The sequence below is a fragment of the Streptococcus marmotae genome, assembly GCF_001623565.1.
Lineage (GTDB): Bacteria > Bacillota > Bacilli > Lactobacillales > Streptococcaceae > Streptococcus > Streptococcus marmotae.
Genome location: NZ_CP015196.1, coordinates 1011620 through 1035701, shown reverse-complemented (window position 1 = coordinate 1035701; position 24082 = coordinate 1011620). Strand labels below are relative to the sequence as shown.

General features: G+C 42.4%; 21 protein-coding genes, 1 pseudogene and 1 riboswitch. Of the genes and pseudogenes, 9 read left to right on the top strand and 13 right to left on the bottom strand.

Annotation, left to right across the window (positions count from 1 at the left end):
- Nucleotides 1-39: 39 nt before the first annotated feature.
- From dltD to A4H00_RS05360, 5 genes are read right to left on the bottom strand one after another with little or no spacing between them, the layout of a single operon-like run.
- Entirely contained in the window at nucleotides 40-1314 is a 1275-nt protein-coding gene (dltD, locus tag A4H00_RS05380; RefSeq protein WP_067087971.1) for a D-alanyl-lipoteichoic acid biosynthesis protein DltD, read from the bottom strand.
- Nucleotides 1307-1546 carry a D-alanine--poly(phosphoribitol) ligase subunit DltC gene (dltC, locus tag A4H00_RS05375; protein ID WP_067087969.1) on the bottom strand — a complete coding sequence of 80 codons (240 nt, stop codon included), beginning with the start codon at nucleotides 1544-1546 and terminating at the stop codon, nucleotides 1307-1309. Before dltC ends, dltD begins: the two co-directional genes overlap by 8 nt.
- A gap of 12 nt (nucleotides 1547-1558) precedes the next feature.
- Entirely contained in the window at nucleotides 1559-2803 is a 1245-nt protein-coding gene (gene dltB, locus A4H00_RS05370) for a D-alanyl-lipoteichoic acid biosynthesis protein DltB (protein ID WP_067087967.1), read from the bottom strand.
- Nucleotides 2800-4335, bottom strand: coding sequence for a D-alanine--poly(phosphoribitol) ligase subunit DltA (dltA, locus tag A4H00_RS05365; RefSeq protein WP_067091498.1), 1536 nt, complete (start codon nucleotides 4333-4335; stop codon nucleotides 2800-2802). Before dltA ends, dltB begins: the two co-directional genes overlap by 4 nt.
- Nucleotides 4336-4356: 21 nt before the next feature.
- Nucleotides 4357-4488 (bottom strand): teichoic acid D-Ala incorporation-associated protein DltX, encoded by a 132-nt coding sequence (locus A4H00_RS05360; protein ID WP_067087965.1) that lies wholly within the window; start codon nucleotides 4486-4488, stop codon nucleotides 4357-4359.
- Nucleotides 4489-4764: 276 nt separating this feature from the next.
- On the opposite strand from A4H00_RS05360, the gene A4H00_RS05355 reads away from it, so the two are divergent.
- The 3 genes from A4H00_RS05355 to A4H00_RS05345 are packed head-to-tail and all read left to right on the top strand — an operon-like array spanning nucleotide 4765 to nucleotide 7304.
- Nucleotides 4765-5748, top strand: coding sequence for an ABC transporter ATP-binding protein (locus A4H00_RS05355; RefSeq protein ID WP_067087963.1), 984 nt, complete (start codon nucleotides 4765-4767; stop codon nucleotides 5746-5748).
- Nucleotides 5741-6520 (top strand): ABC transporter permease, encoded by a 780-nt coding sequence (locus tag A4H00_RS05350; protein ID WP_067087961.1) that lies wholly within the window; start codon nucleotides 5741-5743, stop codon nucleotides 6518-6520. The genes A4H00_RS05355 and A4H00_RS05350 overlap by 8 nt, the downstream gene beginning before the upstream one ends.
- Before the next feature lies 1 nt (nucleotide 6521).
- Nucleotides 6522-7304, top strand: a complete 783-nt coding sequence (locus A4H00_RS05345) for an ABC transporter permease (protein ID WP_067087959.1) — start codon at nucleotides 6522-6524, stop codon at nucleotides 7302-7304.
- A gap of 1290 nt (nucleotides 7305-8594) precedes the next feature.
- On the opposite strand, the gene A4H00_RS05340 is transcribed toward A4H00_RS05345, so the two are convergent.
- The 4 genes from A4H00_RS05340 to A4H00_RS05325 form a co-directional block, all read right to left on the bottom strand.
- A complete protein-coding gene (locus A4H00_RS05340) occupies nucleotides 8595-9416 on the bottom strand; it encodes an alpha/beta hydrolase (protein WP_237334225.1) in 822 nt (273 codons plus the stop codon).
- Between the two features lie 97 nt (nucleotides 9417-9513).
- Nucleotides 9514-10359, bottom strand: a complete 846-nt coding sequence (locus A4H00_RS05335) for a Cof-type HAD-IIB family hydrolase (protein WP_067087957.1) — start codon at nucleotides 10357-10359, stop codon at nucleotides 9514-9516.
- Between the two features lie 68 nt (nucleotides 10360-10427).
- Nucleotides 10428-11687: a CapA family protein gene (locus tag A4H00_RS05330; protein ID WP_067087955.1), complete on the bottom strand. Its 1260-nt coding sequence runs from the start codon at nucleotides 11685-11687 to the stop codon at nucleotides 10428-10430.
- Nucleotides 11688-11789: 102 nt separating this feature from the next.
- Nucleotides 11790-12725: a dihydroorotate oxidase gene (locus tag A4H00_RS05325; protein ID WP_067087953.1), complete on the bottom strand. Its 936-nt coding sequence runs from the start codon at nucleotides 12723-12725 to the stop codon at nucleotides 11790-11792.
- A gap of 281 nt (nucleotides 12726-13006) precedes the next feature.
- On the opposite strand from A4H00_RS05325, the gene gdhA reads away from it, so the two are divergent.
- Both gdhA and A4H00_RS05315 read left to right on the top strand, forming a co-directional pair.
- Entirely contained in the window at nucleotides 13007-14353 is a 1347-nt protein-coding gene (gene gdhA, locus A4H00_RS05320; protein ID WP_067087952.1) for an NADP-specific glutamate dehydrogenase, read from the top strand.
- Between the two features lie 509 nt (nucleotides 14354-14862).
- Nucleotides 14863-15762 (top strand): cation transporter, encoded by a 900-nt coding sequence (locus A4H00_RS05315; RefSeq protein WP_067087950.1) that lies wholly within the window; start codon nucleotides 14863-14865, stop codon nucleotides 15760-15762.
- A 60-nt stretch (nucleotides 15763-15822) separates the two neighbouring features.
- Here the strand turns inward: A4H00_RS05315 and A4H00_RS05310 are convergent, their stop codons facing one another.
- From A4H00_RS05310 to A4H00_RS05300, 3 genes are read right to left on the bottom strand one after another with little or no spacing between them, the layout of a single operon-like run.
- Complete coding sequence (locus tag A4H00_RS05310) at nucleotides 15823-16428, bottom strand: DUF4352 domain-containing protein (protein ID WP_067087948.1); 606 nt, start codon at nucleotides 16426-16428, stop codon at nucleotides 15823-15825.
- Nucleotides 16429-16442: 14 nt separating this feature from the next.
- Nucleotides 16443-17273, bottom strand: a complete 831-nt coding sequence (locus A4H00_RS05305; RefSeq protein WP_067087947.1) for a mechanosensitive ion channel family protein — start codon at nucleotides 17271-17273, stop codon at nucleotides 16443-16445.
- A 56-nt stretch (nucleotides 17274-17329) separates the two neighbouring features.
- Complete coding sequence (locus tag A4H00_RS05300; protein WP_067087946.1) at nucleotides 17330-18661, bottom strand: alanine/glycine:cation symporter family protein; 1332 nt, start codon at nucleotides 18659-18661, stop codon at nucleotides 17330-17332.
- 150 nt (nucleotides 18662-18811) lie between these two features.
- Nucleotides 18812-18908: riboswitch (glycine riboswitch) on the bottom strand.
- A gap of 365 nt (nucleotides 18909-19273) precedes the next feature.
- On the opposite strand from A4H00_RS05300, the gene A4H00_RS05295 reads away from it, so the two are divergent.
- The 4 genes and pseudogenes from A4H00_RS05295 to msrA all read left to right on the top strand — a co-directional run.
- Nucleotides 19274-19756, top strand: coding sequence for a MarR family winged helix-turn-helix transcriptional regulator (locus A4H00_RS05295; protein ID WP_067087945.1), 483 nt, complete (start codon nucleotides 19274-19276; stop codon nucleotides 19754-19756).
- Between the two features lie 6 nt (nucleotides 19757-19762).
- On the top strand, nucleotides 19763-20122 hold the full coding sequence (locus A4H00_RS05290; RefSeq protein ID WP_067087944.1) for a class Ib ribonucleoside-diphosphate reductase assembly flavoprotein NrdI: 360 nt from the start codon (nucleotides 19763-19765) through the stop codon (nucleotides 20120-20122).
- A 313-nt stretch (nucleotides 20123-20435) separates the two neighbouring features.
- Nucleotides 20436-20873: a peptide-methionine (R)-S-oxide reductase MsrB gene (msrB, locus tag A4H00_RS05285; RefSeq protein WP_067087943.1), complete on the top strand. Its 438-nt coding sequence runs from the start codon at nucleotides 20436-20438 to the stop codon at nucleotides 20871-20873.
- 39 nt (nucleotides 20874-20912) lie between these two features.
- A pseudogene (gene msrA / locus A4H00_RS05280) lies at nucleotides 20913-21398 on the top strand (peptide-methionine (S)-S-oxide reductase MsrA); the annotation flags it as partial.
- 264 nt (nucleotides 21399-21662) lie between these two features.
- On the opposite strand, the gene A4H00_RS05275 reads toward msrA, so the two are convergent.
- Nucleotides 21663-24077: a flavocytochrome c gene (locus A4H00_RS05275; RefSeq protein ID WP_067087939.1), complete on the bottom strand. Its 2415-nt coding sequence runs from the start codon at nucleotides 24075-24077 to the stop codon at nucleotides 21663-21665.
- Nucleotides 24078-24082 lie beyond the last annotated feature (5 nt).

The following is a 24082-nucleotide window of genomic DNA, read 5'->3' as shown; positions in this document are numbered from 1 at the left end:
GACCTTGACTGATTTTTTATTTTTTCTTCTTGCGAATAATTATTTTGTCGAAAAGTTCGTCACATCTCCATCATAATCTGCCCATTCTTTACTGAAGAAGGCTGGATTCAGCTGATAGCTGGGAGCAGGTTCAGAACTTGTAATAAAAGGATCCACTACCTTGTCAAATTCTAACCAACCAAGCCAACCTATGTGAATGGTATCTTCCATGAAATAGGTTTTTCCTCCATCTGTTGAAAAATCAGCAATATTCGTAAACCCCTGACTCTCCAGTTGGTACTTGATTTTTGCAACCGTCTGTTGGTACATCTCCTCACGCAGTCCCGTGTAAGCCATCCACTTTTCATTGACCGGCGGAATGACAAAGAGGACCTTCATTTTTGATTGAGCAAAGAGTTGCAAGACCAGCTGCAAGTCATTGTATTCTGGCGATTGGATATAGGATAATTTTTTTTGTGATCCTTTTAATTTCTTGATATCTTTTTTTAATCGATGTTTATAAAAACGATCATCAATCCCTAAGTCATTAGACTTGGTGCATCCTCTTGCCTCTTGAATGGCAACCTTTTCCAACTCTTCATAAGAAAATTGATCTGGCAGTTGGTTAAGCTCTGGTAGCACTTTTTGCTCAAAATTCCCAGTATTTTCAGAAGTTAAACTACTAAAGAAATAATCTTGACGTTTATGAAAGCGTGCCATCAAACTAATAAACTGTTTTTCTGAAGACGATAAGGTCTCTTTTTGTACTACTTTTTTGACAATATCTGCCATCGTCACATTGGGATAGAGCTGCAAGATGCGTTCAGCCGCATGTTGCGCCGCCTCATCTCCTGCTTGCTGGCTCAAAAAACTCGTCAACTGGTCGCTATTAAAATACTGCTGAAAGGCACTAGAGTCATAGCCTTTCTTGGTAAACCACTGAGGAGATATAACATAGACAACCGTCTTACCTTCCAATTCTGGCAACATTTGTTGCATCCCAAAGTATTGGTTCAAAGAGGCCGCGCCACGTTGTCCCAACAAATAAGGACGATAAGGACGGTCATATTTTTCAGCTAAAACAGACGGATGCATGCTATCAAAACGCAGCCATTCGCTGGAGCCAAAAAAAGGAACAAAGCGGTGGTCAGGATCCGTCAAGGCACGGACTTTCTGGGTCCGTCCTTTGAAACTCCGAGCCGTTAGGGTGACTGCCGAGCGTTTTTCAAGCTCAAAATTGTGACGAAGATGGGTCGGATAAAAAACCAATAACAAGACAACCAGCAAGGCTGCACAAAAGACCGGGCCTAAAATGAGCCATAAGCGTTTAAGCATTTCGTAACTCCGTAATGCCGTCGATAATCTTGTTTGCCGTATTCCAATCATCACGGCCAAATTCAGATACTGGGACACGAATATCAAAGCGAGCTTCAATCTCGACAATCAATTCAACGGTTCCCATACTATCCAAGACACCTGCATCAAACAAGTCCTCATCCATCATATCTGACACATCTTCCATAAATAATTCATCAATAATTTCGATGACTTCTGCTTTAATATCCATTGTAAACTCCTTTTATTTCTTAAACCACAGGTCATTTAAAAATCCAGAAAAGATTAAAAATGACAACATGACAACGTGAAAGGTCACCACAATCCCTAAGGCTTGAAGCAAGCGATTTTCTGGGAGAGGGGCAAGCCCTGCTTTTTTGCGTTCTTTATTGAGCGTTTTTTTCTTTCGAAGCCAAGCATCATTGACTACTAGACCAAGACCATGAAAAAGGCCATAAGCGATATAATACCAGGTCACTCCATGCCAGAAGCCCATGACTAGCATATTGAGCAAGTAAGCCACGCTTGAGGTTGTATTTCGATTTTTAAAAACCTTATTGCGCATGAGAACCATGACCAACCGCATAAAGACAAAATCACGGAACCAAAAGGATAAGCTTATATGCCAGCGATTCCAAAATTCCTTGAGGTCACGAGAGAGAAAGGGCTTGTCAAAGTTTCTCGGACTTTTAATCCCCATGAGATGAGACATTGCAATAGCAAACATAGAGTAGCCTGCAAAGTCAAAAAATAAGTCAAGACCAAAGGCATACATGACCCCTAAGGTCGGTAGGTTAAACCAGCCACCTTGGGATAGGGCATACTGCTTGAGCGGTGGCAAAATCATGGACCCAAAAATGTGGGCTAAAATGAATTTGTATAAAAAACCAAGCATGATGTAACGCACTGCAACTTCTAGCATGTCCAGTAACTCATCCTTGTCTGGAATTGCAGTATAATCCGCTTCAAACCGCTTGAAACGGTCAATCGGCCCACTTGAGAAGGTTGGCATAAAGAGCAAAAAGCGTAAGAATTGCCACAGCGTAAATTCTGTCAATACCCCATCTCGCAATTCAATGATCATCCCGACTGATCGGAAGGTCAGGTAGGAAATTCCCAAGAAACCAAAGAGCGATTGGTGCCCTGAAATCGCTGGAGTTACCTTAACCATAAACAGTGGAAAAACAGCGAGTGCCGTATGAAGATAAAAAACCCATTTGTTATCTTTTTTCGCTCGATACCATTTGTAGCTGAAAACCCAGCTAGTTTGCCACATAACATAAAACAAGAGGGCAACAAGTTGAGCTAGGCTCGTCCCTGTCAACATCAAGACGATAAAGGCTAGACTGACCCCCCCTTCATACCAGGCAAAACGCTTCTTAAAAAAGAGACCGATAAAGATAGGCAAGACCGCAGCAATCAGATAGACAAAATACTGCGGATCTCCGTAAGGTTCCAAATGCGGAAGTTGGTTGACAAAGCCCATCATCGGTTGTTTACCTCGCTGATTAAGCCCTTAATGTCAATCTTGCCATTTGGGGTCAAAGGCAGGCTCTCGCGATAGAGGAATTTCGATGGCATCATATACGACATCATGATGTCTTCCAAGTCTTCCTTAATAGCCTTCGTGATGTCAATGTCTCGTTCAAATTGCTCACGGACACCCTCTTTCAGAATGACATAGGCCAAGAGATTCTGTACCTTGTAGTCCTTATTGTAGCGTGGTACCGCTACTGCTGACTTGATATACTGGGATTTGTTGAGATTTTGAGATACATCTTCTAACTCGATCCGGTAGCCATTAAACTTGATTTGGAAGTCCATCCGACCACCGTAAAGCAGAAGACCCTCTGCTGTCATCGAACCAACGTCTCCTGTATGATAGGCTGGTAATCCTTCAAATTCAAAAAAGGCTTCTGCTGTTTTTTCAGGATTATTCATGTAGCCTTTTGAAACAGCAGGTCCTGACACGATAATCTCTCCCTGCTCACCAAATGGAAGTTTATTGCCTGCTTCATCAATGATAAAGGTTGGCGAATCCGCCTTGGTATAACCGATTGGCAAGCGTTTAAGGGTCTGTAACATCTCGTCTGTCACAGCAACCGCTGATAAGGCTACTGTTGCTTCAGTCGGACCATACGCATTGATAATCCGCACACTTGGGAAACGATCACGCAGTTTTTGAGCTGTCTTCACCGTCAATTCCTCACCATCAAAGTAGAAATGGGTAATCTGCGGCATTTTCTCTGCGTTGAAGTCCTCAGACAACATCGCCAAATCAGCAAAAGAAGGGGTTGACGTCCAAATCGCAATCGGCAACTCCAAAATCGTTGCAAATAATTTCTTGAAATCCTGTGCTAAGCTACTTGGCAATGCAAAAAGAGTGCCACCAAGAGCCAGAGTTGGTGCCCAGTACATGACCGACAAGTCAAAAGAATAAGGTGGCTGGGCTAGCATTTGCGGTCTTTCTGGTGTCGCAAACTCCTTATCGGTAATCATCCAGTTGGTAAAACTAAGAAGATTTTCATGGGAAATTTGCACCCCCTTTGGCTTACCAGTAGTGCCAGAGGTGAAAATGATATAGTAATTGTCATCTCCCTTAACTGAGTGCGTGATGTCATAAGCCGTTTTTTGAACGAAAATATCCTTGACTTCAGACAAGGTAAGCTGGGGTGTTGCCACCTCCATTGGAAAATCTGCAATCCCGATAATCAAGCTCGGCTCTGCCACTTCCACGATCGCAGACACGCGCTCCAAGGCCGAATGGCTATCAATCGGGATATAGGCATGACCCGACTTGGTCAAGGCGACAAAGGTCGCTAGCATCTCATACTCTTGTCCACCAAAGACCACAACAGGAGATTTTTCAGGCAAACCTAGACTGTCAATCTTTGCCGCAAGGCTATCCGAATCTTGCTTTAAATCACGGTAGCTATGCACCTCGCCCAAGATATTATAAACAGGAAAATCAGGCTGAGCTGCCGCATACTGTTCAATTGTTTCAATCATGTCTTTTATCATCAACTGTCTCACCATACACCTCTAAAATTCATTGTAAATAAAGCCACCTTGACCTTGTCCAAGGTAGGAAAAAAAGTACAATAGGCCCAGAAAAATCACGAAATACAGCAAGGTCTGCCCTAAAAACTTACAAATGGTTTGATACTTATTCATCTCATCTCACTCATTTATCCAGAAATAATCACTCTATTTTACCATGTTCTATAGGAAATATTCAATATAAAACTTTTTAAAATAGCTCTTCCGTAGATAATCTAGGGATGTTTGCCCGTTTTCGCTCAAAATCACTGATAGGATAGAGTAAAAAGCGAAAAAAGCTCTCTTCCCTTTCCAACAAACCGATAATTCCTTGTCTACCTAAGTCGGATGTGGTATAATCGATTACGCAAACGTTTTCTCAGTTGATTTTATGCTAGTCAAGGAGTTATCATGATCGAAGCACATCATTTATCAAAAACTTACACGATTGTTGATAAGGAAGCGGGCCTACTAGGCTCAATAAAATCCTTCTTTCAGCCTAAAAAACGCTATATTCCAGCAGTTCAGGATATTTCCCTATCCGTTCAAAAAGGAGAAATCATTGGCTATATCGGCTCAAATGGGAGCGGAAAATCGACAACCATCAAAATGCTAACTGGAGTGCTGTATCCCGATCACGGGCAGGTCTTGATTAACGGTCTGGAATCAGCCAAGGAACGAACAGCTGTCAATCGGCAAATCGGTGTCTTATTTGGCCAAAAATCCCACCTCAAATGGGATATTCCTGTCATCGAATCCTTCTTTCTTCATGCCAAGATTTACGATGTTCCAAACCAACTTTACCAAGAACGCCTCACACGTCTGACAAAACTTTTGGAATTAGAGAGTATTCTCCATCAGCCCATTCGCAATCTTTCACTCGGTCAGCGGGTCAAGTGTGAATTTGCGGCTATTTTCCTCCACCAACCTGCTGTCGTCTTTTTAGATGAGCCAACTATTGGACTGGATGCCAGTGTCAAGGAGTTGATTCGCAACTTCATCCGCACCATGAATGAGGAATACCAAACGACTTTTCTGATTACCTCTCATGATATGCAAGACATCGAAACCCTCTGCGAGCGCATTATCATCATTGATAAGGGGCAGAAAGTCTATGACGGCAGCCTCATCCATTTAAAAGAGAATTTTTCCAAGGTCAAAACCATTGCCTTTACAAGCCATACAGCGATTGAAACACCGCTAGAAGCTCCTTATCTTGAATGGGAACAAGTGGATTCACATCATTTTGAGATTCATTACCAGACAGAACACCATAGCAATGCCCACATTATTCAGTTGGCTTTCACCCATTATCCTATTGATGATGTCACCATGAAGGAAGTCACGATTGAACAGATTGTCAAGCGCATTTACGAGGGGGGCTTACATGACTAAGTACCTTCATGTCACAAAACAGATGTTGTTGCTTCAATTGCAGTACAAGTCCTTTTTCCTAGCAACCCTGATTTCCATGTTGCTAAAAATACTGGTATCTCTATTTGTGTGGAAGACGATTTTCGCTAGTCAATCGGAGGTCAATGGTTACAGCCTTGCAACCTTTACGACCTATATTATCTTTGCCAATCTCTTGAACAATCTCAATAATTTTGGAATCGGACGCGATCTGGCTAGATCTATCGTCAGAGGGGATATTACAGGCGAACTGCTCTATCCCTACTCCCCCATTACCGCCCTTTTCTTTCAAGATTTCGGTCTGAAAATCATCGAAGCTGGAAAATTCATATTGGTGTTACTGGTCGTTCCGATGGTCAATCCTAACTTTTATTTGCCGGACATAAAAACCTTAGGCATCTTTGTTCTGACTAGCCTGATTGGAATGTTCATGGTGCAATTGATGGATTTGGGCTTTGGACTGCTCTCCTTTTACACCGTCAACACATGGGGACTCTTTATCTTGCGAGAAGGTATTTTCAGCCTATCAGCAGGCGTGCTATTACCCTTAAGTTTTTATCCAGCACCAATTGCCAAACTACTCAGCTTTTTACCTTATAGTTTTGCAGTTAATTTTCCGATTACTATTCTCTTGGAAAAAGAAGTGGATCCTAGCCTTTTCTGGCTACAATTGATTTGGGCTCCTCTTCTAGCTGGACTGATGTATGTCCTTTGGCAAGGAGCTAAAAAACGCTTGGTCATTTTTGGAGGGTAGGATGAAACGATACGTAAAACTTTACTATTACAATGTCAAGGCCTTTTTGATTGCTGCCATGTCCTATCGGATGGATTTCTTTATCGGACTACTGTCATCTCTCGTCGAACAAATTGTCTATCTTATCTTCTTAAATGTTCTTTTTGGTAATATCAGGGAAATCGCAGGCTTTTCTTATGGCCAAATGCTCTTTATCTACGGTATTTCAACCATTGGACGGTCTGTTCATTTGATTTTCTTTGATAATTTATGGATGTTTGGCAGCCGCTATATTCGTGAAGGAGAATTTGAGCGATTGATGATTTTACCTGTCAACCCCCTCTTTCAACTGATTTCAGAACGAGTGCAATTGCAAGGAATCGGAACAACTCTGGTCGGGATCATTGCAACCAGCAAGGCCTATCACCTCTTACAACTCCATTGGGAAGTGACAGATTATCTCTTGTTTACCCTAAGTTGTATCTGTATCGGCCTGCTCTACGCAGCCATTCAGCTAGGACCAACTGCTCTTGCCTTCTGGACAGTCGAATCCTTCCCCATTACCATGGGAATTTTCTCACTCAATCAAATGGCGCAATATCCGATTCGCATTTACCCAACCGCCATCCAAATTCTCCTTACCCTCGTCTTCCCTTACGCCTTTACCTCCTACTTCCCTGCCCTTCATTTCCTAAACATCAGTTCCATCGGACTCCTCCTCCCCCTCGTCGTCCTCACCATCTTCAGCATAAACTACACCCTATTTCGATACGGCATGAAAAAATTCAGCAGTGTAGGGAATTAAAACAATCCAGTGGATTGTTTTAACCCAAGCCGAAAAATGAAAAAGCGAGGTTAATCCAGTGGATTGTTTTAACCCGAGCCGAAAAATGAAAAAGCGAGGCTAATCCAGTGGATTGTTTTAACCCGAGCCGAAAAATGAGAAAGCGAGGCTAATCCAGTGGATTGTTTTAACCCGAGCCTAAAAATATGAAAGCGAGGCTAATCCAGTGGATTGTTTTAACCCGAGCCGAAAAATGAGAAAGCAAGGCTAATCCAGTGGATTGTTTTAACCCGAGCCTAAAAATAAGAAAGCAAGGCTAATCCAGTGGATTGTTTTAACCCGAGCCGAAAAATGAGAAAGCGAGGTTAATCCAGTGGATTGCTTCAGAACGTAGACAAACCTCACAATTCAGAAAAACATTACAATGATATTTAATTTTCCGTAGTTTTAAGGTTAGAAAATTTGCGAGCGTAGCGAGCATAATACCGCCACCTCCGCCGTGCTAAAAGTGACGGAAAACGTTATCATATGAACGTTTTCTGTCACTCGGCATCTTCGAGACCTTAGACTCGAAGATGAATCATGGAATTCCGAAGGAAGTCGCTGATGTCCGAAAGCACATGAGGATGGTGGCAATAAAAAGACTTTTTCTCCCCGAACCAAAAATAAACAAGCGACGACATAGGAAGGGGCTACTTATACAAACCTAGAAACCACATAATAATACAATCAGACACAAGACCCTGACTAGGAGTAACTTCTTAGTCAGGGCTTTCTTTTGAAACGAGGACAAGCTGTTTTCGATACGAACAGCCTTACTTAATCGTTAGGAATAATTTTTTCATCAGAAGAAACCAGACTTGAAAGTTAGACAAGCGATTTTCAACAAGAGAAAGCCTCTCTAAGCGGTAATTCCCGAACGTTTCATTGAAAAACGCCCTCCCTAAAAGCAAGTCCCGAATAATTTGTTGAAAGACGGATTCTCTAGGAGATGAAGCTCAACTTTTTTACCAAAAAACGACGGACTTAGAAATAAGTCGACATTTTTTCCGTGAAAAACAGGCTTACTTAGAAGATAGATAAACTTTTCTTAGCAAAGAAAGACTGACTAGATAACTAGACTAAACAAACTCCTTGTTTTTGCGAATCCGATTGAATCAACAGAGAGGGATGCAGTAGGGAATTGATAGGATAATCAATTTGTTGGTATCTCATCAGCTGTTGATAGCTAAACCTAATAATAAAAAGCGAGGATGATTTCGTATTCCTCGCTTCTATATTTCTCAGCTCAAACTATACCAATCCAATAGATTAATTTACTCCCCACAAAAAATCAAGCAATAGTCTGTCTACTTCTGGATTCTCATGTAATTGGCTATGTTGGGCACCTTTACCAGTTATCCTCTCTTCCGTATAGGATGTTGCTCTTTCAGAAACTAAGTATTTCAAACTCTTTGACGAGACATTCAAAACAGAACCATCAGATTGACCTTCTAGATCACCATAGACATTCAATACATCTATTTGCTGCTTTGGATATCGGTCACGTAGCGCAAGCAACTCTTGATAGCTAGTACTCATCTTCTTAGGCTGGCCTGTCTGTTCATCTAAACTAGGATCTGCCGGCAAATCCCGTCCTTCTAAGCCATTGACATGATTGGCAATATGGACCACCTTCTGCAACTGAGGCAGGTTCTGTTCATGGGCATAATCCAAGAGATAAAAGAGAATAGACATATTTCCCATCGAATGACCAACCATGTTTATTTCTCTAAATCCATACGTTTCTTGTAATTTCATCACGACGGCCTTGGCATAACGAGCATCTTGATGATAGTCCGCATTCCGATTATCTTGATAATTCACTTCGACAATCGGATTGATTGCGCCTGTCGGAATCTCTCCTAGCAAGGTAACCTGCCCTTCTGTATCCACATTTGCTCGAATAATGGTCTGCGTCACTCCAGCTTTCCTTGCTGCTTGAGTCATATGCTTCTCCGCATTCGCACTACTACCATAACCATGAAAAAATAGGGTGGGAATAGTCGATTGTACATAGCTCGTCTGATTCAGTTTAGGACGTAGGAAGACAGCACTCAAAAAAACAAGGACAAGAAGGACAATAGCAAGCATCTTATCTAACTGTTTTATTCTCATCATAATAGACCAGTATAACATACCCGATTTTTCCTGACAACAAATGAAAAACTATTCTCAAATGGGAATAGCTTCAATAGAACGAGTTTGCCCCTAAGACTACATTCTCTATCACCTGTAGAACACCTTGTTCTGTATGCGACGGTGCACAGAATTTAGCAGTAGTCTGAACACGCTCAGACGCATTTTCCATGGCATAAGAATAGCCGGCATAGGCCAACAGTTCCAAGTCATTGTCACTATCGCCAAAAGCCAGAACTTCACTAGCATCAATACCAAGCGGTTGCAAGATTTGCTCCAAGCCCCAAGCCTTATGGACACCCTTTGGTAAAATACTCACCGAACCATAACCACTCGTAACAGCAAGCAAGTGTTCTCCAAAAACTTCATTGCAATCCGTCACCAAATCTGCAACCAACTCTTCTGGCACCCAAAAACCTGCATGCGTAATCGCAGCATCAGCTGGCAGTTCAAGTAAACTTGGCAGGCGGACAATCTTATCCCAAAAGGCCTGAAGTTGCTCTACTGTAATCGCTAAGTCTGTCTCCTCAAAAGGCTGGGGAGCCTGCTCATCAATATACATCGTCGTATCACTTGAAACCATTAAACAATAGTCTGCTACCCTTGGTTGATAATGGCGAATCAATTCTTCTATTAGATGACGGTCCAAGGTCTTACGAAAAATCGTTTGCCCCTTGTGGTAAAAGAGGCCACCGTTTTCCGCCAGAAAGAAAATCCGGTCTTCAAAGTCCACAAAAAGATCGAGCAAGCGTTCCAGACCATTGCCACTTGCGACAATAAAGGGAATCCCTCGCTTTTCCAATTGCTCCAAAACCCGCTCAAAGCGAGTACGATCAAACCCTCCACGATCATCTAAAAAGGTCCCATCCATATCCGTTACAACTGCTTTTATCTTCATTCCTACATACATCCTTTGTTCTTGGTAAATATCCTATCATCTCATCAAACAAGCTAACGCGTTTAATATTACCAGTTTAATCCCATAAAGTCGTTCATCTCTTGATAGGCGACATCAATTCGCGCCTTGGTTTCTTCATCTAATTGATGACGATGTGGACCGCCTTCTATAAAGTCCTCTAGTACAAAGGTTTGATAGGTAAACAAGTCCGTTCCTTCTTTTGGCACACGACTGACCCAGGTCGGATGAGCTTTTGCCGTCTGAATTCGTGTCTTTCCTTCTTTCTTTTCAAGGGTAACATCCATTAAAACGCCACGTTCTGTCCATTGGAAGTTGTTGACTCCTTCCATGGTTTCCATGCGCTGATTAGACAAAAAATTCCCCATAGAATAAACAATGAGCTTTCGCTCGCCATCTTTTTCAATGATTTCCGTTGGCTCTGCTACATGTGGATGGCCTCCGAAAATGATGTCTGCTCCCCATTCTACCATTTGACGATAGAGAGTAACCTGCTCTTCTGTTGGTTCTAACTGGTATTCAATCCCCATCTGTGGCATGACAATCGTGATATCAGCTTCTGCTTCCGCTCGTTCTAATTCAGATTTAATCTTGTCTACATTAAGGTCAGATAAATAGTTTTCATATTCTTCTTGCGTGAGGTTTGCCTCCATGCCATTAAAACCGTAGGCATAGGCAAGGACAGCAATTTTAATTCCATTAACTTCCTTGATATAAAGAGGTGCTGTTGAGCGATTGCCATCACGATACACCCCTACGGTATCCACACCAACCTGCCTAAAAGTATCGACGGTTGATAGCAAACCAGATAACTGAGAATCAAGGATGTGATTGTGGGCCAAATCAACCAAATCGTATCCCGTCTGCTGAATAGCCCTCGCAACTGAGGCTGGGGCATTAAACAAAGGATAGCCTCCCAAGGGGTAGTCTGGCGAAATGGTTCCCTCAAAATCTGCTATGGCAAAATCAGCCTGCTCAATCCAAGGTTTGACATAGGTAAAGTTCTCTGTAAAATCATACTGACCATCAGCTTGTTGTGCACTCCAGTAGATAATATCATGATAGAGCAAATCCCCATGGGCCATAATCCTTGCCGTCTGAACCTTCTCCTGCTGCACTGACGATGCCGGCGTTTCCAAAGACGGAATTGTCGTATCACTCTTACGAGAAAACAAGGCCAAAAGCGCCTGTCCACCATAAAACAATCCTACGCCCAAGCAAGCCAATAACAGCAGAAACAAAGCCTGTCTTATCCATCTTTTTCGCTGCTGCCGTCTCCGTTTTCCGATACGATCTCGTCTTCTCTTCATGATACAACCCTCCTTTCTTTAGTATACGCTATTCTCCCTGAAAAAGCTAGGTAATTCCTATGAAAAAACAGTTGAAAATCGATTGATTTTCAACTGTCTGGTTTACTCCATATACTGCAATTTCCCACGGAAATCGTCTAGACTTTCATAGCCTTTTTCTGCCATAATGGCTTTCAATTCTGCCGTAATCCGCTTAAAGGCTACGACCCCTTCCTTATGAAGAGTTGTCCCAACTTGCACCATACTAGCTCCACAAAGGATATGCTCAAAAGCATCACGACCTGTCAGAACTCCTCCAGTTCCAATGATTTGGATTTCTGGTTTTAACCGCTGGTAGAAAGCGTGGACATTTGCAAGGGCTGTCGGTTTGATATATTCGCCACCAATTCCTCCAAATCCATTTTTAGGACGAATGACAACCGACTCATCTTCAATGTAGAGACCATTTCCAATGGAGTTGACACAGTTGACAAAAGCGAGCGGAAATTGGTTAAAAATCGCTGCTGCCTGATCAAAATGCACCATATCAAAGTAAGGAGGCAACTTAATCCCAAGAGGTTTGGTAAAGTAGCTAAATACCTCTTTTAAAATGGCCTCTGTTGTTTCAAAATCATAGGCAATTTGTGGTTTACCTGGCACATTTGGGCAGGACAAATTCAACTCGGTTAAGCCCTTAAACTCACTTTCTTCCACTTGTTTTAACAGCCTATGAGTTTCTTCCTGAGACAGTCCGACCAAGGAAAGGAAGAAGGTTTGATTCGGTTCTTTTGCCTGCAATTCCAAAAGATAATCCAAATAATAATCCAAACCTTGATTTGGCAATCCCATCGAGTTAATCGAGCCAAGCGGAACATCCTGATAACGGGGTTCAGGATTTCCAACACGCGCTTCTAAGGTAGCGGTCTTGGTCACAAAGGTTCCAGCTTGGGACAGTCTTACTTCCTCTAACTCTGCAATCGTCATACAGGCAACCCCCGCGGCATTCATCAAGCAGTTTTCAAATGGAAAACCAGCAATCTGTGTCTTGGTTGATGGCATATTATCCTCCAAAATCTTTCTTTTTTTCATTTTATCACAAAAAACGAGAAAACACCTATCATTCTCACAAAAATTGTCAGAATATTTCATTTTTCACTTTACAATTGGAAAACTTGGTGCTATAATAGCAACCGTAAATATTAAATTGTCTGAAAATTTAATATTCAGACCTATCCTTGCTAGAAACAAGGCTCGAATCAGTTCTCACATTGTAAAAGAAGTGATAAGAAAAGAGCAGCTGTTTCCAAGCATGATTCTATTAGAAAAGGTGACGAAATCCTATGACAACTGCCAAAGACTATATCCAACAATCATTTGAAGCTGTGAAAGCACGCAACCCACACGAAACAGAATTTTTACAAGCCGTTGAAGAGTTGTTCAACACGCTTGAGCCTGTCTTTGAAGCACACCCAGAATATATTACTGAAAATATCTTGGCTCGCATCGTTGAGCCTGAGCGCATTATCAGCTTCCGTGTACCATGGACAGATAAAGACGGAAATGTCCAAGTCAACCGTGGCTACCGCGTACAATTTAACTCAGCTGTTGGACCATACAAAGGCGGTCTTCGCTTCCACCCAACTGTTAACCAGTCTATCTTGAAATTCCTTGGTTTTGAGCAAATCTTTAAAAATGTCTTGACAGGTCTGCCAATCGGCGGTGGTAAAGGTGGATCAGACTTTGATCCTAAAGGTAAGACTGATGCTGAAATCATGCGTTTCTGCCAAAGTTTCATGACAGAATTGCAAAAACATATCGGTCCTTCTCTTGATGTACCAGCTGGTGACATCGGTGTCGGTGGTCGTGAAATTGGTTACATGTACGGTCAATACAAGCGTCTTCGCCAATTTGATGCAGGTGTCTTGACAGGTAAACCACTCGGTTTTGGTGGTAGCTTGATTCGTCCAGAAGCAACTGGTTACGGCCTTGTCTACTTCACTGACAATATGCTACAAGCAAACGGTAAATCCTTCAATGGTCAAACTGTCCTTGTTTCTGGTTCTGGAAATGTAGCACAATTTGCTGTTCAAAAAGCAACTGAACTCGGTGCAACTGTCATTTCTGTCTCTGATTCAAATGGTTATATCATCGATGAAACTGGAATAGACTTTGACCTTCTTTGCGAAATCAAAAATAACCGCCGCGCTCGTTTGACCGAATACGCTGCTGAAAAACCAACTGCAACGTATCACGAAGGTTCTGTCTGGACCTACGAAGGAAAAGCAGATATCGCCCTTCCATGTGCTACTCAAAACGAGATTGATGGTGCAGCAGCTGCGCGCCTTGTAAAAAATGGTGTCTACTGTGTAGCTGAGGGAGCGAATATGCCTTCGAACTTAGAAGCCATCCACACTTACCAAGAAAATGGTGTCCTTTATGGACTCGCAAAAGCTGCCAACGCTGGTGGTGTTGCCGTATCAGCGCTTGAAATGAGCCAGAACAGCCTTCGCCTTTCATGGACTGCCGAAGAAGTAGACAACCGCTTGAAAGACATCATGGCCAATATCTTCAACACTGCAAAAGAAACGGCTGAAAAATACAACCTCGGCCAAGACTACCTTGCTGGTGCCAACATCGCTGCCTTTGAACAAATCGCAGATGCGATGATTGCACAAGGTTTAGTATAGGGGCACAGGTCTCTCTTATTTTTCGTTATTCATTTTTTACTCCGTCGGAGGAAGAAGAACTCAAACATAGTACAGAGTTCCTCTTCCTCCTTTATTTTATGCTCCTTGCTTCAACAGTCTAGTGGACTGTTGAAGCAAGGAAATACAAGATTGCTTGCGAGCGCACTATTTTGGAAATCTATCTGGTTTGTAAAACGTTTATAAATCAACATTCTATTAGAGGAGGATAGCAAACCGTTCTTCGCTAGTCCTATTTCCAACCTTCCACAATTGAGAGTTGTGGAACCTAGAAATAAAGGAGTGAGTTTAATCTCTTTCTACGGAATCACGATTGAGTCCCACTCCCTCAGCTAACTTACGTTACCCCTGCGGTTTCGTTGTATAGTCAGATGCTGATCCTCATAGAGTATCGCTTCAGCAGAAAAGGTTCTTTATCAGCAGGCATTTGTGAAAAATGCACATTTTTGGTATAATAGAGTGGTAAATTAGTATAAAAGGAGGACTATTCAGTGCAAAAAAGCATCGAACAGCGATCATTAACTGTCAATTTCATCATCACGTTTATTGTATCGGTTGCTGGAATTATCGTCTATTTTATTACCGATATACAGGCCCTTCTACTGGATGGATTTTTCTCATTTATCAGCTTTTTGTCTGCAATGGTTGGGATTTATATCTCACGAATTAGTCACAAAAAGACCACGCGCTATCCACATGGTCTTCATTTCTTAGAGCCACTCTATGCTATTTTCAAGTCTATTTTGATTTTGCTATTGTTGCTATTGGCTGTTATCAATGCTTCTGAGACTGCTCTACATTATTTCCTTGCTGGTGAAGGGGAACCGCTTCTTGTCGGACCAATCTTACCCTATACCCTCTTTGTTGTGACGCTCTGCCTTGCGCTTAGCTTTTATAATCACTACCAAAATCGAAAAATCAATTTCCTAAGTACCATTTTAAAGGCTGAAACCAAGGGGAGCATGATTGACGGATTGCAATCATTAGGAGCAGGTCTCGCTTTTTGCCTTCTCTACTTTATTAATCTCAATGGCACATTCGGCTTTTTACACTACACTGCCGACTTCTTCATCACCAGCATTTCCGTTATCTGCCTCCTACCAGAGCCTGTTAAAATGCTCCACGCCGCTTTTATCGAACTGTCACACGGCATTGCGACTGACCAAGAAATTACTGAGCCGATTGATGATTTGATTCTACACCATTTCAAACATGTCCTGCCCCATATCAATTACCAGATTGTCAAAATTGGGATGGCACTATCAGTCAAAATCTATGTTGAAAACCATGATGCGGAGTTACTCTTGCGCATTCTTTCTATTCGACCTCATTTTTTAGAAGAATTACAAGCCCTCTATCCCAATGCTCGAGCCTCGATTATCTATATCTAGCCAAAAGAGTGACGTAGAACAATCCACTGGATTCCTCTGCGCCACTCTTTTTATGATTTCTCACAGGCTTTCACCTTGGGTAAGGCTCCATACATTACCATCATAAATAAAACGGTACTGTGTATCTGGATTGACTCCGTACACTAATCTAAACTGGACCTTTTCTCCTGGGTCAATCTTCTTTTTCAACGGTACATCATAGGTCCGATTGTCCAGCCAGTACTGGTTTCCTATTGCATCATTATCCTTGACCCCTGTACCTTCTACTATAGCATCGTGCTCTTCAAAATATTCGGCAATCTTAGTTGGATTTTCAATTGTTATATTCACCACCAATGCATGTGTATGGTACATCCCCACCAAAGTAGTCTCGGTATCAATCTCCATCGAATCAACTGTCAGCATCAACTCGTTTAGCAACTCGACCTTTTGACCGATTGCTTGCTCTCTGTAGTAGTCACTTTCCAAAGAAACATCACGACCGTTCGGAGCTGTATCGGTCCAGGACGATGCCCGACCAGCCACCAAAGCAAGCACTAGCGCAAGTCCTAACAAGCAACTGATAAGTGCCCCAGCAATCGTTGTCCAAAATAAGGACTGCCTGTAGAGCGGCTTTTTCCGATAATAGACATAACCATTTTCACTAATCCATTCTTTTGGAATCACATTTTCCCCTTTCTTTACGAATGTCCAAGCTCTATACCCTCAGAAAGCAAGGCTTCTTGATAGAGCATGTAGAAGTGCTGATACATCTGATTTTGTTTCCCGTTTACTACAAAAAATTGGACTCGAAAAACAAACGAACCACTATCCAATGTCTGAGGCCCCACCATTTTCGCACCCTTGATGGCAGGTTGTGAAGCCAATTCTTGTTGATTTACACGTTCAATAATCTGCCAAGCCTTAGCCAAATCAGCTGTCAGACTCAGCGGAATATCCACTTGAACACGCATATCGCCTCGTGATTGGTTGCTTACCACCAGAATATTCCGATTAGGGATGAAATGAAGCGTGCCATCCCCATCTCGAATCTGAGTTGTCCGTATGCCCACGCTGGCAACTGTCCCTTTTATCTTTATCGGACCATTGGTCAAGCCAACGATATCACCGACATCAAACTGTCTTTCGAGCAAAATGAAGAACCCATTCACCAAGTCGGATAAAAACCCCTGCGCTCCCATCCCAATCGCAACCCCTGCAATTCCCGCTCCGGCAAGCAAACTAGAAACCGGCAACCCTAGAAGCGACAAGACGGAGTAAAGCAACAGAAAATACAATACATAATTCAAAGCACTTTCTAGCAAGCGAGCAATGGTCTTTTGCCGGCCAATATCTTGCGTCGAGACACGTATGGAAGGCAAAAACAACTTAGAGATCGAAATGCGAATCACGTTTTTTATAAGATAAAACACAAGCACTAAAAGTACCAGCGAGGCTATTTTACTGACAGCTTCCATCAAGATTGCTTCGATATCAAATCGTGCCATATAGTTTTCAAAAAATCGTATCATATTCTTCCTTTCTAACAAGAAGAGGTCATATTTTGGTAGATGGGCAGCCTTTTGATCTATCTTTCCTTAAAGTACTGTCTTGTCTCACGAATAATGATGGGCGATAAAGCTAGTAAGGCAATCAGATTCGGCAGAGCCATTAGGCCATTGACAATATCCGCAATCATCCAAATCACTTCTAATTGGAGAAAGCCACCCAAGGCGACCATGGCAATAAAGATAAGGCGATACAGCAGGATAAACCGTGTCCCAAAGAGAAATTCAAAACACCGCTCCCCATAATAACTCCACCCTAAAATGGTTGTAAAGGCAAAAAGAACTAGGCTAAAGGTCAGGGCAAGGGCTCCTGGGTTTCCAAAAAAAGTTGCAAATGCTGCTTGTGTCAACGGCGCACCTTCTAGCCCTTCCACCGTCCACTGACCAGTCACCAAAATGGACAAGCCAGTCAAGCTACAAATAATAATGGTATCAATAAAAGTCCCAACCATCGAAATCAAGCCCTGTTCAACCGGCTGATTGGACTTAGCAGCCGCTGCTGCAATCGGGGCTGAACCGAGCCCTGATTCATTTGAAAAAACGCCTCGAGCAATCCCGTTTTGAATCGCCGCACGTACGCTAGCTCCCGCAAAACCACCTAGAGCCGCACTTGGTGTAAAGGCACTTTTTGCGACTAAAACAAGGGTGGGCAGTAATTGATGCGCATTCACAGCTAACACTGTCACCGTTGCTGCAATATACAAAAGAGCCATAAAAGGGACAACCTTCGTAGAGACATTGGAGATAGCCTCAATCCCCCCAAAGATAATGACCCCTACAAGAACCGCCAAAATGATACTCACAACCTGAGGAGAAAAGGCAAAGCTATTTTCCAAGGAAGAGGTAATCGAATTGACCTGTGTAAAGGTACCGATACCAAGAAAGGCCACTAAAACGCCTGAAATCGCAAAGAAGATCGCCAAAGGCTTCCATTTTTCACCCATCCCAATTGTGATGTAGTGCATAGGGCCTCCAGCTACCTGACCGTTAGCATCTTTTGTCCGATATTTGATCGCCAAAAAACCTTCTGCATACTTAGTTGCCATTCCAAAAAAGGCTGCTACCCACATCCAAAAGAGGGCTCCTGGTCCACCCATTTTAATGGCGGTTGCTACTCCGACAATATTTCCTGTTCCTACCGTTGCTGCAAGAGCCGTACAAAGGGCTGCAAAGCTAGAGACATCTCCCTGCCCACTCCCATCATCTGCTAAGACAAGCCTAAGAGCCTGCGGCAGTTTTCTGACCTGAAAAAGCCCTAATCGAAAACTAAAATAGATTCCTGTTCCTACCAACAACATCAGTAACGGGGCACCCCAAACCAAACCATTGACACGTTGTAAGATTTCTACCATCCTATCTCCTCCATATTCTAATCTAGGATAAACAAAAGAGCCTGACCACGACTGTCAAACTCTGTTTCAACCATAATGAGAAGGATACTGCATTTTTTGTCTCATCAGCAGTCATTCTATCCACTAGCCTAGGGGAAATTTATTTCCACATTCCTATGCTCTGTCCTTTTGCCTGAGAGTTTGAGTGATGTACTGACACACCACCTTGCCCCTTCGGCGCCATTACGGTCTCTCCAGAGTTCCGTCTTTCCCACAGTTGGAGTAAAATCCTCCTATGAAACGTCAACCGGTATTTGTTTATATCATCTATCTAATCCACCATACGACTTCGTTACTTCCTACGAAAATGAACCAAACAGACAATTGAGTTACTTACTAGTATAACGAAAAAATGAAAAAAGGCAAGAACATTTGTTGAAAAATTTCATAAATACAGTTTATTCTTCATGAAAATATTAAAAACCCTCTTGAACAGGATATAAAATCTAACCAACCATACTGAATAGCCAATTGTCTTAAAAATTACAAGCAAAATCTTTGGCAGATTTAGTTGATTTTGTTAAACTAATTTTAAACAATTGATTTGATAAAATTGATTTTAAGGAGGTTAAAGTGCCACAGATACAACAAGTAATTGGTAATCAAATTGAAGAACAGTCACAAAGCCTCCTTTTAGAACACAACCTCTGTTTTTCTTTGTATGTTGCTTCGAGAGAGTTTATCAATCGCTATACGCCTTTTTTAGCTGACATCGGACTGACTTATACCCAATATGTCGTCATGATGGTTCTTTGGGAAGAGCACAGCATCATCACTCGTGAGCTAAGGGATAGGGTCTTCCTAGATAGTGGTACCCTAACACCTGTCCTAAAGAAATTAGAGGAGAAAGGATTTGTCACTAGGGAACGCTCACAAACAGATGCTCGGGACTTAACTGTTACCCTCACTCAAAAAGGCGACAACCTAAAGCAGGAGGCCTTGGCTATTCAAGCGGACATTGCTAAAAGCTTTAAGGGGAGTATGAATAACGACAACCTTTTACAATTATTACAAATAATGCTAGAGACATTCAGACAGGAACGAAAGGAAAAATAAATAGAGATGACAAAAATCGTTTATGCAAGCCGTACGGGCCATGTTGAAAAAATCGTGAATCAGCTTAATCTGACAGATACCTTAAAAATAGAGACAGGGAGTGAGAAAATTGATGGGAACTATGTGATTTTTACCTATTCTACAGGAAAAGGAAAAACACCGAAGATCGTTGAACAGTTTTTAGCCAATAATCCAGGCATCAAGGCCGTTGTTGGGAGTGGATCAATGGCCAAACATGCTGAAACCTTTAACTTTGCAGCAGAAAACATTGCTCAAGCCTATCAAGTGCCCATCCTAGCCAAATTAGATGGAGCAGGTACTCCTCAAGAGATAGAAGATTTGGCTAAAATCTTAGAAACTCTGTAATCAAACAAACGATTTATCAAAAGAGTGAGCAAAGAGAATGTGCTCTGATGTGACCTTTATCGGAAATGGCTGTGTACTAGCATTCTGTTAGACGGCCATTTGAGTTTTTAGATGGGTTGAATAACTAGCGATGAATACCGATTCTAAGCTCAATATCCCAAGAAAAGAGTTCACGCGCTAGAGCTTAACAGTATGATTATGGTCTATATGCTAAGGTCAACACGAACAGAGCTTTTAAAAACGAAATAGTCAAGAATACAGTTATTTCTTCTCAGCGGCAGCAGTAAAAAGATTTTATAAAGGAGAACCGTACATGGTACAAGAAAATAAAAAAGCATTGCGTGAGCGTATCGGTGACTTGGCGTATGAAGTGACGCAAAATGCCGCTACTGAGCGCGCTTTCACTGGAGAATACGATGAGTTTTTCGAAAAAGGGATTTATGTTGATATTGTCAGTGGAGAACCCCTGTTTGCTTCTACGGATAAATATAACTCTGGCTGCGGCTGGCCAGCCTTTACAAAACCGATTGAGCAACATCGAGTAACCAACCACGAAGACCATTCTTTTGGGATGCGGCGTGTCGAAGTGCGTAGCAAGGAAGCAGATTCGCACTTGGGCCATGTCTTTACTGACGGTCCAGTTGATCAAGGCGGGCTGCGCTACTGTATCAATTCTGCTGCGCTCAGGTTTATTCCTTATGAAGATATGGAAAAAGAAGGCTACAAAGATTATATGGCTCTAGTTCAATAAAGATACAAGCATCTCATTTTAGAAATTGGAGGTAAGCATATGAAAACAATTTATCTAGCTGGTGGCTGCTTTTGGGGTGTCGAAGGCTACTTTGACTTGATTGACGGAGTAGTCGAAACCCGTGTAGGATATGCCAACGGCCAATCTGAAGTGACTGCCTATGCCTTAATTGATGCGACAGATCATGCAGAAACTGTTGCTGTCACCTACGACCCAGAACGTATCACATTACGTGAGTTACTTCAACACTATTTCCGCATTATCAACCCTTTCTCCATCAATCAACAAGGAAATGATATTGGCCGTCAGTACCGTACGGGCATTTATTATACCGATGAGAGTGACAAGGCAATGGCACAAGAGATGATGCAGGTTGTTAGTCAAGAACATGATGGACGTCCTCTAGCTGTTGAGCTCGAATCCTTACGCCATTTTCTGGATGCCGAAGACTATCATCAAGACTATCTCAAGAAAAACCCAACAGGCTATTGCCATATTGATTTGACTTTGGCTAGAGTACCTTTACAGAAGTAAAATAAAGATTTACTTACTTGTTACTCAATCTATTCTAAGAAAGAACTTTATCCTGTATGTATTGCGCAGGTTAAGTTCTTTTTATTTTGCTGTAGAAGTGCACTTTTAATAGCGATTAGCTCAGCCTTGTTACCAAATACCGATTTAAAACTTTTTAAACAGTATCTAGATAAGGTTTGATGAACTATCTTTTTACCGTCACTAAGCTAAAAATAACAGCCTAGACAAACTGCTTTGTCCAGACTGTTTAAAAGGTTATTGACACTGTTCTTTGACAGCTGTTTGACCTGCAATGCGGCCAAATGTAAAGATATCTGTCAATGAATTTCCACCTAATCGGTTTCCGGCATGAAGACCTCCGGCCACCTCACCTGCCGCATACAGGCCTGCAATCACTTGTGACTGGGTATCAAGCACATGCGTACTCGGATCGATTTTCAATCCACCCATGGTATGGTGAACGGCTGGTTTCCGAGGGGTAGCATAATACGGTGCCTGCACACATTTGAGATCGAAACCGCCTTTGTGAAACTCTGGATCGTAACCATCTTCTACGTATTGATTGTATCGACGGATTGTCTCCACCAAGGTTGCGGGATCGATATTGATCTGCTCAGCTAATGCTTCCAACGTATCTGCACGGAAAAGTGTCCCTGCCGCTACCTGGGCATCTATCTTTTCTTGGCTGGTATTATAAGCCGTTTCCTTGATGCGATCATCTGCAATTAGATAGAAGAGACCTCCATTGTCAATCGCTGCCTGTGATAATTTATCGCGGCTACCGTATTCATCTACGAAGCGTTTCCCTTCTTGATTGACCATGATAAAGTTAGCTGGAGGAACTTGCAGACCAGAAAAGAGGGCTCCTGTCACTGGATCAGAGACGGGCATCATTTGGCTAAAGCCCATGCCAACCACGTCTGCACCGACAGACTGACCAAGAATAATACCGTCGCCTGTTACCGCAGGGGTATTAGAGGTTGCAATATCGTCATCAATCTTCGTCCAATAAGTGTTGTATTCTTGCAACATTTTAGTATTAGCACCAAATCCACCAGAGGCCAATACAACTGCTTTCGAACGGATTGTCACCGTTTGACCATTTCGACCTGTGGCAATTACTCCCCGTACAATACCATCTTCAACAATAAGCTCCTTCACTGGAGAGTCTGTTAAAATCTGGCCGCCTTGCTCCTTAACAAAGCGTTCCAAAACAGAGATGAAGGCATAGCCCATCGGCTGAACCGGTTTATGACCACGGCGCCAAAGAGCTCCAACAGGCATTGTGACATCTGAATGATCAAATTCAACCCCAATATCTTCTAACCAGCGTACAGATTCCAAGGCTTTTTCTGTCAAGATTTTCAAGAGATCATAGTCTCCATGAATTTCTTGCCCTTGTAAATCACGTCGCTTGCCTCCAATATAGGTCTGAATACGATATAAGAGTGTTGAGTCAAACAGATAACTTGGATTTTGCAGATACTGCTCTACCTCTAGCTTCAAAGCACGGAAATCTTCCAGAAATTCAGGATCAATTTCTGTCTCATCAAGATTGATTAAATCTCTCAAATTGTGATCTTCACCTGGATGAGCTGCGAAACCTTTTTGCCACTGAGGATCCGGGGCATTCATTGGCCCACCTGCCCGCACAGTATTTCCACCAATCGCTGGGAACTTCTCAACGACTATCACTTGCTTGCCCTCTTGCAATACAGCAGCGGCCGCCGCAAGACCAGCACCACCACCACCAACGACAACGACATCAGTTTCATATTCCTTGTCTTCTTTATCCAAAGCAGATGGCGCCTTACTGCGTTTCCGTAAAATATCTGGATTAGCACCTGCTAGCTTAACTGCACGCGCCACACCATCTAATACCCCTTGAGACGTGACAGAAGCACCTGAAATGGTGTCCACGTTCAAGGTCTGCCCTTCAATGATTTCATTTGGAATCCGAGTAAAGACAATATCCGCAATTCCTGAAGATTCACCTGAGGAATCAATGTCAATTTTTTCAATCTTTTCTTCTGATAAAGTGACCAACATTGGTAATTGACCATTATGCCCTTGGGTGGTCACCGAGTAGGTCCCTGGTTCAAAGCGGATTTCTTCCGGAATGCTTAATTGACTGGCAACGGTAACAAAGCGTAAAAAGCGGTAAAAACACGATTCTAAAAAGTCAATAGTTCCTTCAGATTTTAAACGACCATTTTCATCAAATGCCTGATGAGCTCTACCAAGTAAAAATTCACTTCCTGGCATGACTAATGCATTGACTCCAGGAGCATCCAAAATTTGACGAAGATGGAGCTGCGCACGTGAGGAACCTTGAATATTGTACGATGCTCCGACAATCATTACCGGCTTCCCATCAAGCGGATGCACGTTAAACGACAGCCATTCAATTAAGCTATTTAAACTAGATGGAATCGTATGATTATGCTCAGGTGTTGCAATAATCACTCCATCTGCTGCTGTAATCTTTGTATGAAACAGTTGAATGACAGGAGAGTCTGTCTGATCATCTGTTTCATTGAACATAGGAACATCTTTGATTTCCAAAATCTCAATCTCCGCCTTATTGGCAAAATGAGTCCGCATGAACTGTAAAAGCTGACGATTCAATGATTTTTCAGCATTTGTACCTACGATACCTATTAATTTCATCAAAC